Origin of the sequence: Pseudomonas silesiensis, assembly GCF_001661075.1 — a bacterium.
GTDB classification, from domain to species: domain Bacteria; phylum Pseudomonadota; class Gammaproteobacteria; order Pseudomonadales; family Pseudomonadaceae; genus Aquipseudomonas; species Aquipseudomonas silesiensis.
Window position 1 is genome coordinate 4,501,611 of sequence record NZ_CP014870.1, and the last position, 15,385, is coordinate 4,516,995.

At 62.2% G+C, this 15,385-nt stretch carries 15 protein-coding genes and 1 pseudogene; 7 read left to right on the forward strand and 9 right to left on the reverse strand.

Annotated features, from left to right (window positions below; all coding sequences use genetic code 11):
- Window positions 1–12: 12 nt before the first annotated feature.
- Together PMA3_RS33675 and PMA3_RS33680 are read left to right on the forward strand one after the other, a co-directional pair.
- Window positions 13–159: pseudogene (locus tag PMA3_RS33675) on the forward strand (HAMP domain-containing protein); the annotation flags it as partial.
- Between the two features lie 102 nt (window positions 160–261).
- Entirely contained in the window at window positions 262–1,017 is a 756-nt protein-coding gene (locus PMA3_RS33680) for a methyl-accepting chemotaxis protein (RefSeq protein WP_420848700.1), read from the forward strand.
- A gap of 147 nt (window positions 1,018–1,164) precedes the next feature.
- Here the strand turns inward: PMA3_RS33680 and PMA3_RS19950 are convergent, their stop codons facing one another.
- Genes PMA3_RS19950 through PMA3_RS19965 form a run of 4 tightly spaced genes read right to left on the reverse strand, consistent with a single transcriptional unit; the run spans window position 1,165 to window position 3,778 of the window.
- Window positions 1,165–2,478, reverse strand: coding sequence for a sensor histidine kinase (locus PMA3_RS19950; RefSeq protein ID WP_064678793.1), 1,314 nt, complete (start codon window positions 2,476–2,478; stop codon window positions 1,165–1,167).
- Window positions 2,475–3,143, reverse strand: coding sequence for a response regulator transcription factor (locus tag PMA3_RS19955; RefSeq protein WP_064678794.1), 669 nt, complete (start codon window positions 3,141–3,143; stop codon window positions 2,475–2,477). Before PMA3_RS19955 ends, PMA3_RS19950 begins: the two co-directional genes overlap by 4 nt.
- A gap of 3 nt (window positions 3,144–3,146) precedes the next feature.
- Window positions 3,147–3,470: a PepSY domain-containing protein gene (locus tag PMA3_RS19960; protein ID WP_064678795.1), complete on the reverse strand. Its 324-nt coding sequence runs from the start codon at window positions 3,468–3,470 to the stop codon at window positions 3,147–3,149.
- The gene (locus PMA3_RS19965) at window positions 3,470–3,778 is read right to left on the reverse strand and encodes a PepSY domain-containing protein (RefSeq protein ID WP_064678796.1); all 309 of its coding nucleotides are present in this window, start codon (window positions 3,776–3,778) and stop codon (window positions 3,470–3,472) included. Before PMA3_RS19965 ends, PMA3_RS19960 begins: the two co-directional genes overlap by 1 nt.
- Window positions 3,779–4,080: 302 nt before the next feature.
- Between PMA3_RS19965 and queD the strand changes: the two genes are divergently transcribed.
- The 4 genes from queD to codA all read left to right on the forward strand — a co-directional run bounded on the left by queD (window position 4,081) and on the right by codA (window position 8,185).
- Window positions 4,081–4,437: a 6-carboxytetrahydropterin synthase QueD gene (gene queD, locus PMA3_RS19970; RefSeq protein WP_059405420.1), complete on the forward strand. Its 357-nt coding sequence runs from the start codon at window positions 4,081–4,083 to the stop codon at window positions 4,435–4,437.
- A gap of 118 nt (window positions 4,438–4,555) precedes the next feature.
- Window positions 4,556–5,386 (forward strand): alpha/beta fold hydrolase, encoded by an 831-nt coding sequence (locus PMA3_RS19975; RefSeq protein ID WP_064678797.1) that lies wholly within the window; start codon window positions 4,556–4,558, stop codon window positions 5,384–5,386.
- Between the two features lie 266 nt (window positions 5,387–5,652).
- Window positions 5,653–6,924: a cytosine permease gene (codB, locus tag PMA3_RS19980; RefSeq protein WP_064678798.1), complete on the forward strand. Its 1,272-nt coding sequence runs from the start codon at window positions 5,653–5,655 to the stop codon at window positions 6,922–6,924.
- A gap of 13 nt (window positions 6,925–6,937) precedes the next feature.
- On the forward strand, window positions 6,938–8,185 hold the full coding sequence (gene codA, locus PMA3_RS19985) for a cytosine deaminase (RefSeq protein WP_064678799.1): 1,248 nt from the start codon (window positions 6,938–6,940) through the stop codon (window positions 8,183–8,185).
- 123 nt (window positions 8,186–8,308) lie between these two features.
- Here codA and PMA3_RS19990 read toward each other — a convergent pair whose 3' ends face one another.
- The gene (locus tag PMA3_RS19990; protein ID WP_064678800.1) at window positions 8,309–9,301 is read right to left on the reverse strand and encodes a diaminopimelate epimerase; all 993 of its coding nucleotides are present in this window, start codon (window positions 9,299–9,301) and stop codon (window positions 8,309–8,311) included.
- A 166-nt stretch (window positions 9,302–9,467) separates the two neighbouring features.
- On the opposite strand from PMA3_RS19990, the gene PMA3_RS19995 reads away from it, so the two are divergent.
- Window positions 9,468–10,619, forward strand: a complete 1,152-nt coding sequence (locus PMA3_RS19995; protein WP_064678801.1) for an MFS transporter — start codon at window positions 9,468–9,470, stop codon at window positions 10,617–10,619.
- A 289-nt stretch (window positions 10,620–10,908) separates the two neighbouring features.
- Here PMA3_RS19995 and PMA3_RS20000 read toward each other — a convergent pair whose 3' ends face one another.
- The 4 genes from PMA3_RS20000 to PMA3_RS20015 all read right to left on the reverse strand — a co-directional run bounded on the left by PMA3_RS20000 (window position 10,909) and on the right by PMA3_RS20015 (window position 15,381).
- Window positions 10,909–13,329, reverse strand: coding sequence for a TonB-dependent siderophore receptor (locus PMA3_RS20000; RefSeq protein WP_064678802.1), 2,421 nt, complete (start codon window positions 13,327–13,329; stop codon window positions 10,909–10,911).
- A gap of 97 nt (window positions 13,330–13,426) precedes the next feature.
- Window positions 13,427–14,410: a FecR family protein gene (locus tag PMA3_RS20005; RefSeq protein ID WP_064678803.1), complete on the reverse strand. Its 984-nt coding sequence runs from the start codon at window positions 14,408–14,410 to the stop codon at window positions 13,427–13,429.
- A 40-nt stretch (window positions 14,411–14,450) separates the two neighbouring features.
- Window positions 14,451–14,951 carry a sigma-70 family RNA polymerase sigma factor gene (locus PMA3_RS20010; protein WP_064678804.1) on the reverse strand — a complete coding sequence of 167 codons (501 nt, stop codon included), beginning with the start codon at window positions 14,949–14,951 and terminating at the stop codon, window positions 14,451–14,453.
- Between the two features lie 79 nt (window positions 14,952–15,030).
- The gene (locus tag PMA3_RS20015; RefSeq protein ID WP_064678805.1) at window positions 15,031–15,381 is read right to left on the reverse strand and encodes a hypothetical protein; all 351 of its coding nucleotides are present in this window, start codon (window positions 15,379–15,381) and stop codon (window positions 15,031–15,033) included.
- Window positions 15,382–15,385 lie beyond the last annotated feature (4 nt).

The window sequence follows — 15,385 nt, forward strand, 5'->3', positions numbered from 1 at the left end:
CTGGTGTGGCTGATGGCGCGCAGCGTGACCAAGCCGATTCTCGGCGTGGCGCACATGCTCGAAGACATCGCCAGCGGCGAAGGCGACCTGACCCGACGCCTGGCCTACGACAAACAGGATGAACTGGGCCAGTTGGCCGGCTGGTTCAATCGCTTCCTCGACAAGCTGCAACCGATCATTGCCGAGGTCAAACGCTCGGTGCAGGACGCGCGCAGCACGGCGGATCAGTCGTCCGCCATCGCCACCCAGACCAGTGCCGGCATGGAACAGCAATACCGCCAGGTGGATCAGGTCGCGACCGCCTCCCACGAGATGAGCGCCACCGCCCAGGACGTCGCCCGCAGCGCCGCACAGGCGGCACAAGCAGCGCGGGACGCTGATCACGCCACCCGGCGCGGTCTGAGCGTGATCGACCAGACCACCACCAGCATCGACAACCTCGCCGCCGACATGAGCGCGGCCATGGTGCAAGTCGAAGGCCTGGCCGCCAATAGCGAGAAAATCGGTTCGGTGCTGGAAGTGATTCGCGCCATCGCCGAACAGACCAACCTGCTGGCCCTCAACGCCGCGATCGAAGCGGCCCGCGCCGGTGAGGCCGGACGTGGTTTTGCCGTGGTCGCCGATGAAGTGCGCAACCTGGCACGCCGGACCCAGGAGTCCGTGGAAGAGACCCGCCTGGTGATCGAGCAGTTGCAGAGCGGCACCCAGGAGGTGGTCGGGTCAATGAGCAACAGCCATCGCCAGGCCCAGGGCAGTGTCGAGCAAGTAGGCCATGCCGTGACGGCACTGCGCCAGATTGGCGAAGCGGTGACGGTGATCAGCGACATGAACCTGCAGATCGCCAGTGCTGCGGAAGAGCAAAGCGCCGTGGCCGAGGAGATTAACAACAACGTGGCGACGATTCGGGATGTGACCGAGTCGCTGTCGGGCCAGGCCAATGAATCGGCGCGGGTGAGTCAGTCGCTGAACAGCCTGGCCAATCAGCAGCAGAGTTTGATGGATCAGTTCCGCGTCTGACGCAGATTTTGTATCCACTGAAGATCAACTGTGGGAGCGAGCTTGCTCGCGATAGCGGCCTGACAGTCGACATTGATGTTGAATGTACTTGCGCAATCGCGAGCAAGCTCGCTCCCACAGGTTTCTCGGTTTTGCTTTGGATCGGGATCAGCGTTTGGGCAACTCGATGACCACCTTCAACCCGCCCCACTCACTCTCCTCCAGCCGCAACACCCCGCCCCACGTATCGACGATGTCGCGCACGATCCCCAAGCCCAACCCATGCCCATCCATCTGTTCATCCAGCCGCGTACCGCGACTGAGCACCTGATTGCGCTGGTCCTCGGGAATCCCCGGTCCATCATCTTCCACACCCAGCTCAAATCCTTGCGCCGTCTCGACCACGCTCAAGCGCACCTCGGCATCCGCCCACTTGCAGGCGTTGTCCAGCAGGTTGCCGAGCAACTCCAGCAAATCCTCCCGATCCCACGGCAGCAGCAAGCCCTTGGGCGCTACATGGCTGAGGTCCAGGTGTTCACCGTGAATCATGTTCAAGGTTGCCAGCAACCCCGGCAGCTCCGCATCGCAATCAAACAGCGCCCCCGGCAAGGCGTCGCCGGACAGCCGCGCGCGGTTGAGTTCGCGGTTCAGCCGCTGCTGCACCTGCTCAAGCTGCTGCTGAATCACCTTGCGCAGTTGCGGATGTGCGTCGAGTTTCTCGCTGCCCGCCAGGCTCAACAACACTGCCAGCGGGGTTTTCAAAGCGTGCCCGAGGTTGCCCAGCGCATTGCGCGAACGCTTGAGGCTGTCTTCGGTGTGGGCCAGCAAATGGTTGATCTGCGCCACCAGCGGCTCCAGCTCCACCGGCACCTGATCATCGAGTTGCGAGCGCTGGCCCTGCTGCAACTGGGCGATTTGTTCACGGGCCTTTTCCAGCGGACGCAAGGCGCGGCGCACGGTGATCCGCTGCAGCAACAGAATCAGCAGCAAGCCCGCCAGGCCCAGGCCGAGACCGACCTGTTGCATGCGCAAAAAACTGTCGCGCACCGGGGTGTAGTCCTGGGCGACGCTGATGGAAATCGACTGGCCCAGACGTCGATAGTCCGAGCGCAATATCAGCAACTGCTGACCTTCCGGTCCCAGTTGCAGGTTGCTGTGCAGGCCGGGATGGTCCAGGCGCGGCAGTTCCTGATCCCATAGCGAACGGGAGCGCCAATGGCTGTCGGCAAAGTCGATGCGGAAATAGTGCCCGGAAAACGGGCGCTGATACGCCGGCGACAGGTGTCGCTCATCCAGCTGCAACCCCTGCGGTCCGCGCACCAGCGCCACCAGCAGGCTTTCACTGTCGTTGCGCAGCCCGGCTTCAAGGTAACGCTGCAAACCCATTTCGAACAGCCACAGGCTGGTCTGCGCCAGCACCAGGCCGACGATCACCATCACGCTGATCAGCCCCAGGCTCAAGCGGCGCTGGATCGATCTCACCGGGCTTGCCCGCCGAACAGGTAACCCTGGCCGCGACGGGTTTCGATCACGCTGCGCCCGAGTTTGCGCCGCAGGTGGTTGACGTGGACTTCCAGCACATTGGAATCGCGCTCGGTTTCACCGTCGTAGAGGTGTTCGGCGAGGTGGCTTTTGGACAGGATCTGTTCGGGGTGCAGCATGAAATAGCGCAGCAGGCGGAATTCAGCTGCGGTGAGCTGGATGTCGGCGCCGTCCCGGGTCACGCATTGACGACCTTCATCCAGGTGCAAGCCCGCGGCCTTGAGCGTCGGCTGGTTGGCCTGGCCGTGGGAGCGACGCAACAGCGCCTGAACCCGCAGGTGCAATTCTTCAGGGTGGAAGGGTTTGGTCAGGTAATCGTCGGCGCCGGCCTTGAGGCCCTCGATGCGTTCGGCCCAGGAGCCGCGGGCCGTGAGGATCAGTACCGGTGTAGCCAGGCCGCCGGCGCGCCATTGAGTCAGCACTTCCAGTCCCGGCAACCCCGGCAGGCCGAGGTCGAGAATGATCAGGTCATAGGGTTCGCTGCTGCCCTGGTACACCGCATCCCGACCGTCCGCCAGCCAGTCCACGGCATAGCCCTGGCGGTTGAGGCCGGCCATCAGTTCATCGGCCAGGGGCACGTGGTCTTCCACCAGGAGCAAACGCATGGGTCAATCTTCCTTGTCTTTCAATAACTGGCCAGTGGTGGCGTCGAGGTCCAGTTCACGGACCACGCCTTCGGCGGTCAACAACTCGACTTCATAAATGTAGACGTCGTGCTTTTCCTCGAGCTCGGCTTCCAGCAGCTTGGCGCCGGGGTAAAGGTCCAGCGCCTGCTGCAACAGTTGCTCCAGCGGCAGGATCACCCCTTGCTGGCGCAGGCGCAGGGCTTCGTCCTGATCCAGGTCCCGGGCCAGCGCCATCGAGCAAAAAACCAGCAGCGCCAGGGCCAGCCGGCTGCTGGCGTGCCGATTTGCAAAACAAAGCACCTTCATTACGTATCCTGATGATCCTTGAGCACCTGACCGCTGACAGCGTCCAGTTCCAGGTCCCACTCGATGCCTTGCGGGTCGCGCATTTCCACCTGATAGATGTACTTGCCGTACTCTTCTTCCAGTTCGGTTTCGGTGATTTTGGAACCCGGGTGTTTGGCCAATGCGGTAGCGTTGAGCTTTTCAAACGACACTATGGTACCAGCGTCGCGCAGTCTCAGGGCTTCATCGGGGCCGAGGTCGCGAGCCTGGGCGATGCCGGCGGTCAGGGTGATGAGGGTGGCGGTAAACAGGGCAGTCAAAGTGTTCATGGGGTGTCTCCGTATTTTTATGTGTTGCTTACGGCGGCCACTTTAGCGATTTCAACTTAACTGAAACTGAATTGCCATCATCATGACTGGCACCGCGACATCACCGCCCTACCCCGCCCCCTGTAGGAGCGAGCTTGCTCGCTCCTACAGGGGGCGGGGTGCACTCTGTGAAACCGGTTTGCGCGCTGAACACTTGCTGACCCTTTAGTCAGTGTTTTCCCGCAAGCCCAAACGCAAACTGTTAAACTCGCCACCTGCCCACATCGCCGCGGCGATCGCCACCTGACAGAGCTCAAACCACTGTGGAAATCTTCAAAGAATTTACCTTCGAGTCCGCCCACCGCCTGCCCCACGTCCCGGACGGCCACAAGTGCGGTCGCCTGCACGGTCACTCGTTCAAAGTGGCAATCCATTTGAGTGGCGATCTTGATCCGCATACGGGCTGGATACGGGACTTTTCGGAGATCAAGGCGATTTTCAAACCGCTGTATGAGCGGTTGGATCATAACTATTTGAACGATATTCCCGGGTTGGAAAATCCGACCAGCGAAGTGCTGGCCAAATTCATCTGGAAAGAATTGAAGCCTCTGCTGCCGGAACTCAGCGCGATCCGCATCCACGAAACCTGCACCAGCGGCTGCATCTATCACGGCGAGTAAACCGGACAATCGCTCCCACAGAGGGAATGCGTTTCGTCAGTGAATGATCAAACCACCTTTAGCGGTGGTTTTTTTATGCCTATGCTTTTTCGCTCGCAAACGCCAAGAGGACGCACCCATGACTGACTGGCCGCTGGCTCAGACCTATCGCTTCAACGGGCACTCCGTGCGCTTCGCCGTCCGGGGCGACGGTCCGCCGCTGGTCTTTGTGCATGGCACGCCCTTCTCCTCTTATGTGTGGCACCGGATTGCGCCGCATTTCATCACCACGCACCGGGTGCATTACTTTGACCTGCTGGGTTATGGGCTCTCTGACAAAGTCGACGGCGACGTGTCCCTGGGTATGCAGAACGAACTGCTGGCCAGGCTGCTGGAGCATTGGGGCCTGGATTGCCCGGATGTGGTGGCCCACGATTTCGGCGGCGCTACCGTGTTGCGTGCGCATCTGCTCAATGGCAAGGATTACCGCAGCCTGACGCTGATCGACCCGGTGGCGCTGTCGCCCTGGGGCTCGCCGTTCGTGCAGCATGTGCGCCAGCATGAGGCAGCGTTCAGCGGACTGCCCGATTACATTCAGCAGGTCGTCGTGCCGGCCTATATCCGTGGGGCGATCAAACGTGAAATCCCGGACGACGAACTCGCCCCTTATGTGCAGCCGTGGCTGGGGGATCCGGGGCAAGCGGCGTTTTATCGACAGATCGCGCAGATGGACGAGCGTTATACCCGGGAGGTCGAGGGGCAATACTCGAGCATTCGCTGCCCGGTGCAGATTCTTTGGGGCGAGGAGGATAAGTGGATTCCCATTGAGCGTGGGCGGGCGTTGCACCGGATGATCCCTGGGGCGCAGTTTTATCCGGTTCCGAATGCCGGGCATCTGGTTCAGGAAGATGCACCTGAAGCGATCGTCGCGGCGCTGCTGCGGTTTTTGCCCCTGCATAAATCCCCCTGAAGCACCCGACTTCCCCTGTGGGAGCGGACTTGCTCTGGGCGGCATTCCGACGAAGGCGGTGTGTCAGTCAATACATTTGTAACTGAACCAGCGCCTTCGCGAGCAAGCCCGCTCCCACAGGGATTGTGTGTTACTTCAGAGGGCAGTGTTTTGCGCCGTCGCCCGAACCAAACCGCCCTCGCTCGTCTATAAATAACAACACCTGCCCCGCTTGGCACGACCGCTGCAACACCCTTCGCGTCCTAACATCCAGCAAGGAACGCCCCATGACGCAGAACGCTCCCGGCAATGATTACCCCCTCAGCGAAGTCCCGATGCATGCCCGCAAAGGCCTGGCCTCCACGGCCATGGTGCTGCTGGGTTTCACCTTTTTTACCGCGACCATGTTCGCCGGCGGCAAGCTCGGTGTGGCGTTCAATTTCGGCGAGATGATGGCGGTGATTATTGTCGGCAACCTGCTGCTGGGCATCTATGCCGCCGGCCTGGGCTACATTGCGTTCAAGAGTGGCCTCAATTCGGTACTGATGGGGCGTTTCTGCTTTGGTGAAATCGGCAGCAAGCTCAGCGACCTGATCCTCGGCTTCACTCAGATCGGCTGGTACGCCTGGGGCACGGCGACCGCGGCCGTGGTGTTGGGCAAGTATCTGGAATTGAGCGAAGGCACTGTCATGGGCTTGATGGTGCTGTTCGGCCTGATGTTTTGCGCCACGGCCTATATCGGTTATCGCGGACTGGAGGTTTTGTCGTACATCGCCGTGCCCGCAATGATGTTGCTGCTGACGCTGTCGATGTGGGTCGCCACGACCAAGGTCGGCGGGCTCGATGGCTTGCTGGCGATCGTGCCGACGACCACCCTCGACTGGTCGACCGCCATCACGCTGGTGTTCGGCACCTTTGTCAGCGGCGCGACCCAGGCGACCAACTGGACGCGCTTCTCGCGCTCGGCCCGGGTCGCCGTGCTGGCGAGCCTGATCGGCTTCTTTATCGGCAACGGCCTGATGGTGTTGATCGGCGCGTACGGCGCCATCGTCTACCAGCAACCGGACGTGGTCGAAGTGTTGCTGTTGCAAGGGTTCGCCATGGCTGCGATGGCGATGTTGCTGCTCAACATCTGGAGCACCCAGGACAACACCATCTACAACTTCGCCGTCGCCGGCTGCAACCTGCTGCGCACCGGCCGGCGCAAAACCGTGACCCTGGCCGGTGCGATGATCGGCACGCTGTTGGCGCTGCTGGGCATGTACGACTATCTGGTGCCCTACCTGATTCTGCTGGGCACGGTAATCCCGCCGATCGGTGGCGTGATCATGGCGGACTTTTTTTATCGCTACCGCGGTCAATATCCACGTCTGGCCAATGCCCGGTTGCCGGCGTTCAATGGCTCAGGCCTGGGCGCTTATGCGGTCGGCACCGTCGCTGCGTTCAGTTCGCCATGGGTTGCGCCGCTGGCAGGGATTGCCGCTGCCGCGCTAACGTATGTGATATTGACCGGGGTACTCGGTACCCGTACCGCCAACGCTCCACTGGAAGATCTATAAAAGGATTCGCCCGATGCACATCATCAACGCCCGCCTGCGCAACCAAGAAGGGTTGCATGAGCTGCACCTGGAAAACGGTCTGATCAGCAATATCGGCCGACAGACCGAGGCGCCGACCCTGGGGCCCGATGACCTGGACGCCGGCGGCAATCTGGTGGTGCCACCCTTCGTCGAGCCGCACATCCACCTCGATGCGACGCTGACCGCCGGCGAGCCGCGCTGGAACATGAGCGGCACGTTGTTCGAGGGCATCGAGTGCTGGAGCGAGCGCAAGGTGACGATCACCGGGGAAGACACCAGGACCCGCGTCAGGAAAACCCTCCAGAGTCTCGCCGCCCATGGCATCCAGCATGTGCGCACCCACGTCGACGTCACCGACCCGCAACTGACGGCGTTGAAAGCGATGCTCGAAATGCGCGAGGAAAGCCGGCACCTGGTCGACATGCAGATCGTCGCCTTCCCCCAGGAGGGCATCGAGTCGTACCGCAATGGCCGGGAGCTGATGGAAGAAGCGATTCGCATGGGCGCCGATGTGGTCGGCGGCATTCCGCATTTCGAGTACACCCGGGACCAGGGGGTGAGTTCGGTGAAGTTCCTGATGGACCTGGCCGAGCGCACCGGTTGCCTGGTGGACGTGCACTGCGATGAAACCGACGACCCGCATTCGCGCTTTCTCGAGGTGCTGGCCGAAGAAGCCCGCAGCCGCGACATGGGTTCACGGGTGACCGCCAGCCATACAACGGCCATGGGCTCCTACGACAACGCCTACTGCGCCAAACTGTTTCGCCTGCTCGGGCATTCCGGGATCAGTTTTGTCTCCTGCCCCACCGAAAGCATTCACCTGCAAGGGCGCTTCGACAACTTCCCGAAACGCCGCGGCGTGACCCGGGTCAACGAGTTGCTCGAAGCGGGGATGAATGTGTGTTTCGGCCAGGACTCGATCGTCGACCCGTGGTACCCCCTGGGCAACGGCAACATCTTGCGGGTGCTCGAAGCCGGCTTGCATATCTGCCACATGCTCGGTTACCGCAATCTGCAAAGCGCGCTGGACCTGGTGACCGACAACAGCGCCAAGGCCATGGCCCTGGGTGATCGTTATGGACTGGAACGGGGGCGGCCGGCGAATTTGCTGATTTTGTCGGCGGACAGTGATTATGAGGTGATTCGCAGCCAGGGCTTGCCGTTGTATTCGGTGCGTGGGGGTAAGGTGTTGATGAAGCGGCAGATGCCGGTGGTGGAGTTTTTTGGGGATCAGGGCTGAGTTTTGTTGTGACTGGCCTGACCCCATCGCGAGCAAGCTCGCTCCCACAGGTTTTGCGTCGTGTACAAGTGTTGTGAACGACATGAATCCTGTGGGAGCGGGCTCGCGAAGGCGATCTGGAGTTCAACCCATCAACCGAGCCGTACCAAACAGGCTGACCCGACTCAATTCCCCTTGCTCTTCCTCCAGCAAAATCGGCGCCGTACCACCAGGCATGACGACCTTCACTTCCCCCGCCGCAACCCAGCCCACCCGCCAAGCCGCACACGCCACCGCACTGGCGCTGGTCCCCGATGACGCCGTCGGCCCTTCGCCCCGCTCGAACACCCGGGCCACGATCCGCCCCTCGGACTCAAGCATCGCCCATTGCAAGTTGACACCCGCAGGACAAGGTTCCCCTGCCCCGGTCGGCACGGCGTAGGCAATACGCGTCAGTGCTTCGGACAATCCCGGTTCACGCATCTGCTCGTTGCTCGGCAATTCATCCGCGCGCTCGACAAGGGTCACGCAGTGCGGATTGCCAACCCGCACAAACTGACTGCGCCCCCAAGCGGTATTGAGTGACGCCAACGGCTGCACCTGGCTGAGTTCGCGTCCGTTGAAGGCCACACTCCCAACCCCGTGAGCACTGACCGCCCCCGGCCCGAACGAAGGCTTGCCCAGGTCCAGCCAGAACCCGCGTACACCTTCGACCTGCGCCGGCTTCACCGAGGTCTGCCCTGGTGAATCCACATCGGCCTTGTCGTGATGAACCCTGAGCAAACACGCCTCGTCCCCAGGCCAAAGCCCTCGGTCGCTTAACGCCTGGGAAAAAATCGTCAGCCCATTGCCACTGCGCTCGGCCAGGGTGCCGTCGGTGTTGACGATCAGCAGATCGAATGGGGGCGATGACTGGAACGGGCCAACCAGCAAACCATCGCTGCAATGGTCCTTGCTGCCGGAGGGTTGTGTGCCGGGCGCCCACCCACAGTAAGCCTCGATTGCCGCCAACGCCCAGGCCTCGCGGGTTTGCGCTGCCTGGCAGGCCTGATCGGGCAATTCAATACCGTCGCGGCGTATTTCCTCAGGCGCCACGACCCTGTAGATATTGCCTCGTGCATCGTATCCTCGCGCCATGGCGCCCCCTCCGAAGGAATCAATTCGGGCACAACATATCGCGAAACCGCGCCTGGCTGTGCAAGGATGTCACCCTGCCTGAACGCGAACCCGTCGGGGCGCTGATCAAACCTCACCGGGGAATCACTGTCCCTCGCAGACGCGACGTTTTTTGCCAAGGATCGATATGACCAACCTCAACACCCGGACCTCGTTCGTTCCCGGTCGCCTGGAACAGATGTCCACGCGCATCGCCTTTTTCATCGCCGGCGCAGGCATTGCCGCGTGGGCCCCGCTGGTGCCGTACGCCAAGGCCCGGGCCGGGCTGGATGAAGGCACCCTCGGCTTGCTGTTGCTGTGCCTGGGGGTGGGCTCGATCCTGGCCATGCCGATGGCCGGGATCCTGGCCACGCGCTTCGGCTGTCGCCGGGTGGCGGTCGGCGGGACGTTGATGATCTGCCTGGCCCTGCCGTTGTTGGCGACGGTCTCATCGATTCCCGCGCTGATTGCCGCGTTATTTCTGTTCGGCGCCGGGCTGGGCACGGTGGATTCGACGGTGAACCTGCAAGCGGTGATCGTCGAGCGGGCCAGTGGCAAGACCCTGATGTCGGGTTTTCATGGCCTGTTCAGTCTTGGCGGAATTGTCGGGGCGGCGGGTGTCAGCGCCTTGCTGGGCCTGGGGGTGTCGCCACTGGGGGCGACGCTGGTGGTGAATGTGGTGCTGCTGATCGCGCTGTGCAAGGCCGCGCCGCACCTGTTGCCCTACGGCAGCGAAAGTTCGGGACCGGCGTTTGCCGTGCCCCACGGCATCGTGCTGTTCATCGGCGGGATGTGTTTCATCGTGTTCCTGGCCGAAGGCGCGGCACTGGACTGGAGCGCGGTGTTCCTGGCGCAGGAGCGCGGGATCGACACCGCCTATGCCGGGCTGGGTTATGCGGCATTTGCGCTCACCATGACGGTCGGGCGCCTGACCGGGGATGCAATCGTGCGGCGCCTGGGCGCCACCCGGGTGATTGTATTCGGCGGATTGACGGCCGCCGGGGGCCTGTTTCTGGCGACGTTCGCGCCGGACTGGGAGATGGCGCTGGTGGGTTATGCGCTGCTGGGGGCTGGCTGTTCGAACATTGTCCCGGTGTTGTACACCGCCGTGGGTAAACAGACGGTCATGCCCGAAAGCATCGCGGTGCCCGCCATTACCACCCTGGGTTACGCCGGGATTCTTGCCGGGCCTGCGGTGATCGGGTTTATCGCCCATGGCAGCAGTTTGAGTTTTGCCTTTGGGTTGATGGCGGTGTTGCTGGTGGCGGTGGCGATTGGCGGGAAGGTGTTGAAAGTCTGAAAAGCTTTGTCGGATGTCGTCGCCTGATACACCGCTTTCGCCGGCAAGCCTGGCTCCTACAGTCGATCCGTATCGTCCACAAATGTTGAGTTCGCCGTAGATCCCCTGTGGGAGCGAGCTTGCTCGCGAAGGCGGCTTGCCTGTCGATAAAGATGGAGCCTGGTACACCGCTTTCGCCGGCAAGCCTGGCTCCTACAGTTGATCCGTATCGTCCACAAATGGTGTGTCCGCTGAAGATCCCCTGTGGGAGTGAGACCGGCTTGCCGGCGAATGAAGACACCCCGGCCTATCAGAACCCCACACTGGCCTGCACAAAGAACGTGCGCGGCGCCCCCACGTACATGCCCGAGTTGTTGTCGCTGGAGCGGGTGAAGTATTGCTTGTCGAAGATGTTCTTCACCCCGGCACCGACTTTCAGGTTCGAAACAGCCGGGCCGAAGTCATAACCGCCGCGCACGTTCCAGGTGACGTAACCCGGGATGTCGCCGTACTGGCCATCTGCAGTGCCTTCGGTGATGTAATTGCCGCTGAAGCTGCCGTCGGCATTCACCGCAACGCCCGGCGAGCGCTGTTTGGACTGGGCAAAGGCATCGAGGTTGTAGGTCCAGCGGTTGATGTCGTAACGCAGGCCGGCGGTCGCCACCTGGCGCGAGTAGAACGGCAGGTCACGGCCCTTGAAACCTGGAATTTCCCCTTCATAGACCGCGCGGGTGTAGGTGAACCCGGCGTTGGCGGTCAGGCCATCAAGGCGTGGGTCCAGTGCCGCCATGTCGTAGTGCACCGACGCCTCGATGCCCTGGTGCGTGGTCGCGCCGAGGTTGGTCCAGCCCGCGTCGTTGCTGATGTATTGCAACTCTTTATCGAAGTCGATGTAGAACAGCGTCACTTCGCCGCCCCACACATCATCGTTGTAGCGGGTGCCGACCTCATAGGTCTTGGCCTTTTCCGGCTCAAGACCATTGGCGGTTTCGTCACCCGTGCCGCCCTGGCCGAGCTGGAAATATTGCAGGCTGCCGAACGAGGTTTCGTAGTTGGCGAACAGCTTCCAGGCGTCGGACAGGTGATACATCACGCTCAGGGCCGGCAACGGTTCGTTGCTTTCGATGCTGCGGCGCTTTTCCGGGACCGGCCGGCCCGCAGTGTCGAGCACCGCGCGGTCGTGCCAGTCGGTGCTGATGTGTTCGAAGCGGATGCCCGGGGTGATGGTCCAGTTACCCACATCGATCTTGTCGTCGATATACACCGAATTGGCTTCAGTGCCACCGGTACGATCCTGGTACACATGCCCGTCCGACCCGGGACGCACCACCGGCTCGTTGTTGACCAGCGCCAGGCGGCTGGCCTCTTCGTGCATGGCTTCCTTGAGGTAGCGATAACCGACGCTGACTTCCTGGGTGGTCGGGCCGACGTCGAACACACGGGACACCCGCGGCTCGATGCCAAAGGTGTAGTAGGTGCGCGGGAACGAGCCCAGGGTCTTCTGGTCGCGGGCGGCGATGTTGCTGCCACGGAAACTGTCGGTGTAGTAGGTCAGCACTTCGGCCTGGGTGCGGTCGTCGAGCTGCCGGGTCCACTTGAACGACACGTCCTTGCGACGCCCGCTGAAGTTGTCGTTGTTGCGGTCGGACTGAAACGGATTGGCGTCGTACTGCGCCTGGGTCAGGCCGCCGGGCATATCGGCGCTGGCGTCGTAGTAGTGGAAATTGAGGCTGAAATCATCCACATCGGTGGGCGCCCAGTGGGTCTTGAGCAGCACGTCGTCGATGTCGTTGCCGTGGTTGCGTTCACGGTAACCGTTACCGTTCACCCCCGAGTACAACAGCGCCACGCCGATGCCGTTGTCCGCGGTGCCGCCGACGAATGCCGTGTCGATATGCTTCCAGCCACCGTGCTGGGAGGTTTCCAGGGTGCTGCCGATTTCAGCGGAAGCTTTCTCCGGGATCGCCCGGGTCACGAAATTGATCACGCCACCGACGTTCTGCGGTCCGTAACGCACGGAACCGGCACCCCGAACCACGTCGATGCTATCGAGGTTGCCGGAAGAAATCGGGGCCATGGACAGTTGCGGCTGACCGTACGGCGCGAACGCTGCCGGCACGCCGTCAATCAGCACGGTGGAACGTGGCGACAGGCGCGAGGTCAGGCCGCGCACGCCGACGTTCAGGGAAATGTCGCTGCCGCCGGTGCCGTTGGCCTCCTGCACTTGCACGCCGGGCACGCGCTTCAACACGTCGCCGACGTTCATCGCGCCTTGCTCGACCATCGCCTCGCGGCGAATCACGGTACGGGCGCCAGGATGGTTTTGCACCACGGCCGCATCCGCGTCACCGAGCCAGTCGCCGACCACCTTGATGTCGGTCACGCCCAGTTCCAGCGGGCCATTGGCCGCGGCACCGGGTGCAGGCAGCAAGGTCACCGAACCTTCGTCGATCTGGTAGTGCAGACCGCTGCCTTGCAGCAGCTGGCGCAGCGCGTCTTCCGGCGAAAGGTCGCCATCCACCGCCGGCGCCTGTTTGCCGGCGACCAGCTCAGGGCTGAAAAACACCTGCAGCGAGGTTTGCTGGCCCAGTTCACTCAAGGCCTGGCCCAGGGGTTGTGCCGGAATATGAATAGCCTCGGCGGCAAAGGCCTGGGGCAACGCAAGGTTGACCGCCAGTGCGAGGGCCAGGGGCAACCAAGGGAATTTGTTGTTAGCGGTGGTTTTTTTCACGTCGAACGGAGTCCTGTGGATCGCAAGAGTGTGCGCTTGTTAATGCAAACCAGTTGCAGTTGGACTAGAAGACGATGAACTCGAAAAAAACCTGAATCTATTTTGAAATTATTTGCTGACTGCCGTCATCGAGGGTCCGCACGGCCACCGGCAGAATGCTTGGCAACGCCTTGAGCAGCGCGTCGGTGTTGTCGGATTTGAACACGCTGGTCAGGCGCAGATTGCCCACCTTGTCATTGCTGACGGTCAGCGGTTTCTCCCGATAGCGCGACACTTCCTCGGCGACGTCGCGCAGGCTGGCGTTGTTGAACACCAGCTTGCCGCTGCGCCAGGCGGTCAGTTCCCCCGGATTGACCGCGTAGGCGGTGGCGACTTTGCCCCGGGTATCGACCCGCGTACCCAGGCCGGCGGTGAGACTGATGAACTCGTTGTCGGCAGCGTCCCGACCCTGGACCTTGACCGTGCCCTGCTCCACCACGACCCGGGTTTCAGAGGCGTCGCGACGCACGTCGAAGCGGGTGCCGGTGACCGTGACCTTGCCGCTGCCCGCCTCGACCACGAACGGCCGATCACTGTCGTGTTCGACGCTGAACATCGCTTCGCCCTGCATCAACTCGATGCGGCGCCGGTCATTTTCGTAGCGCACCTGGACACGACTACGGCTGTTCAGGTCGATCACCGAACCGTCCGGCAACGCCACCTGCTGTCGCTCCCCCGGGGCGGTGGAAAACTCGGCGGTGTAGATCGCCGGCTGATGCAACTGGCTGAACACTCCCAACCCGACTGCCAGGGCCAACACACTGGCGGCCACCGCATAACGCACCAGCGGGCGACGTTTGCCGCGGGAGGGCGGGGTCTCGCACAAGGCCTGCAGACGCGCCGCCGGCAGCAGATCAGCCGCCGTCCACAGTCCCTCGAGCAATTGATACTCGTCGCGATGCTGCGGGTGTTCGTTCCGCCAGCGCTCGAAGCGTCGGCGTTCTTCCACGTCCACGGCCGGTTCCTGCAAACGCACAAACCACTGCGCCGCCTCGTCGCGAACCGTTGTTTGCCCGCACGCGCAATCACGAGTATCCATCATGGAAGTTCCTGTCTGGCCGGGGATGAGAAGGCGCGGCCGATCATGGTTGCAACCCGTCCAGACGGTCGCGCAAATGCCGCAGGGTGCGGATCATATACTTTTCCACCATGTTCTTGGACAGCCCCAGGCGGTCGGCGATTTCGGCCTGGGTCAGGCCTTCGATCTTCTGCCAGACGAACACCTTGCGGCAGTTGACCGGAAGTTCGGCGAGCGCCCGCTCGATGGAATCAGCCAACTGGATCGCATGCATGAAATGCTCCGGGTCGCCGGACGACGACACACTGTGATCGATCGCCTCCGACTCCATGGCGCCCCGCCGATCCTCCCGCCGGTAACCATCCACCGCGATATTGCGCGCGGTCTGGTGCAAGTACGCCCGGGGCTGCTCCACCGTTGCCGAATCGGACTCAAGCACCCGCACGAAGGTGTCGTGGGCCAGATCCTCGGCCTGCTGACGATTTCTCAGGCGACGGGTCCAGGTGCCAACCAACTCTTCGTAATGTTCGAAAAAGCCGTGTCTGCGGGGCAGCTTGGGGGTCATTGCGGCGTGCTGTGAAGACGGGGCGTGAATAGTAATGCTTCCTATTAACCGGAAGCAATGGATTCCGTCCCGGGTCCAATCAGTGGTCCTGCGCGACCACACGCGGGCCTTTGCGAGTCACTTGCTGGCCCGCCTCGAATCGTGCATTGGGCGAGCGCACCGTACTGATATCGCCCTGAGCGTCTTTCACTTCATAAGCTTTTTCCGTGAGACCGGCCGCTTGCTGCACCGAGCCGCCGACAAAGAATCCGGCACCCGCACCGATCAGCGCCCCCACAGGTCCGCCCGCCGCACCCACCATCATCCCGGTCAGGGCACCGAAGCCCTTGCCAGCCGTAATGTCAGGCACCTCGCGGACCACCTGATCAGCCTGGCAAAGTGGCGAGAGCAACAAACACAGCATAAAGCCCAGAGGTATTGAACGAGTCATGACG

Coding starts and splice junctions, on each gene's coding strand:
- PMA3_RS33680 (WP_420848700.1), top strand. CDS start 262: ATGGAACAGCAATACCGCCAGGTGGATCAGGTCGCGACCGCCTCCCAC.
- PMA3_RS19955 (WP_064678794.1), bottom strand. CDS start 3,143: ATGCGTTTGCTCCTGGTGGAAGACCACGTGCCCCTGGCCGATGAACTG.
- PMA3_RS19960 (WP_064678795.1), bottom strand. CDS start 3,470: ATGAAGGTGCTTTGTTTTGCAAATCGGCACGCCAGCAGCCGGCTGGCC.
- PMA3_RS19965 (WP_064678796.1), bottom strand. CDS start 3,778: ATGAACACTTTGACTGCCCTGTTTACCGCCACCCTCATCACCCTGACC.
- PMA3_RS19975 (WP_064678797.1), top strand. CDS start 4,556: ATGACTGACTGGCCGCTGGCTCAGACCTATCGCTTCAACGGGCACTCC.
- codB (WP_064678798.1), top strand. CDS start 5,653: ATGACGCAGAACGCTCCCGGCAATGATTACCCCCTCAGCGAAGTCCCG.
- codA (WP_064678799.1), top strand. CDS start 6,938: ATGCACATCATCAACGCCCGCCTGCGCAACCAAGAAGGGTTGCATGAG.
- PMA3_RS19990 (WP_064678800.1), bottom strand. CDS start 9,301: ATGGCGCGAGGATACGATGCACGAGGCAATATCTACAGGGTCGTGGCG.
- PMA3_RS19995 (WP_064678801.1), top strand. CDS start 9,468: ATGACCAACCTCAACACCCGGACCTCGTTCGTTCCCGGTCGCCTGGAA.
- PMA3_RS20005 (WP_064678803.1), bottom strand. CDS start 14,410: ATGATGGATACTCGTGATTGCGCGTGCGGGCAAACAACGGTTCGCGAC.
- PMA3_RS20010 (WP_064678804.1), bottom strand. CDS start 14,951: ATGACCCCCAAGCTGCCCCGCAGACACGGCTTTTTCGAACATTACGAA.
- PMA3_RS20015 (WP_064678805.1), bottom strand. CDS start 15,381: ATGACTCGTTCAATACCTCTGGGCTTTATGCTGTGTTTGTTGCTCTCG.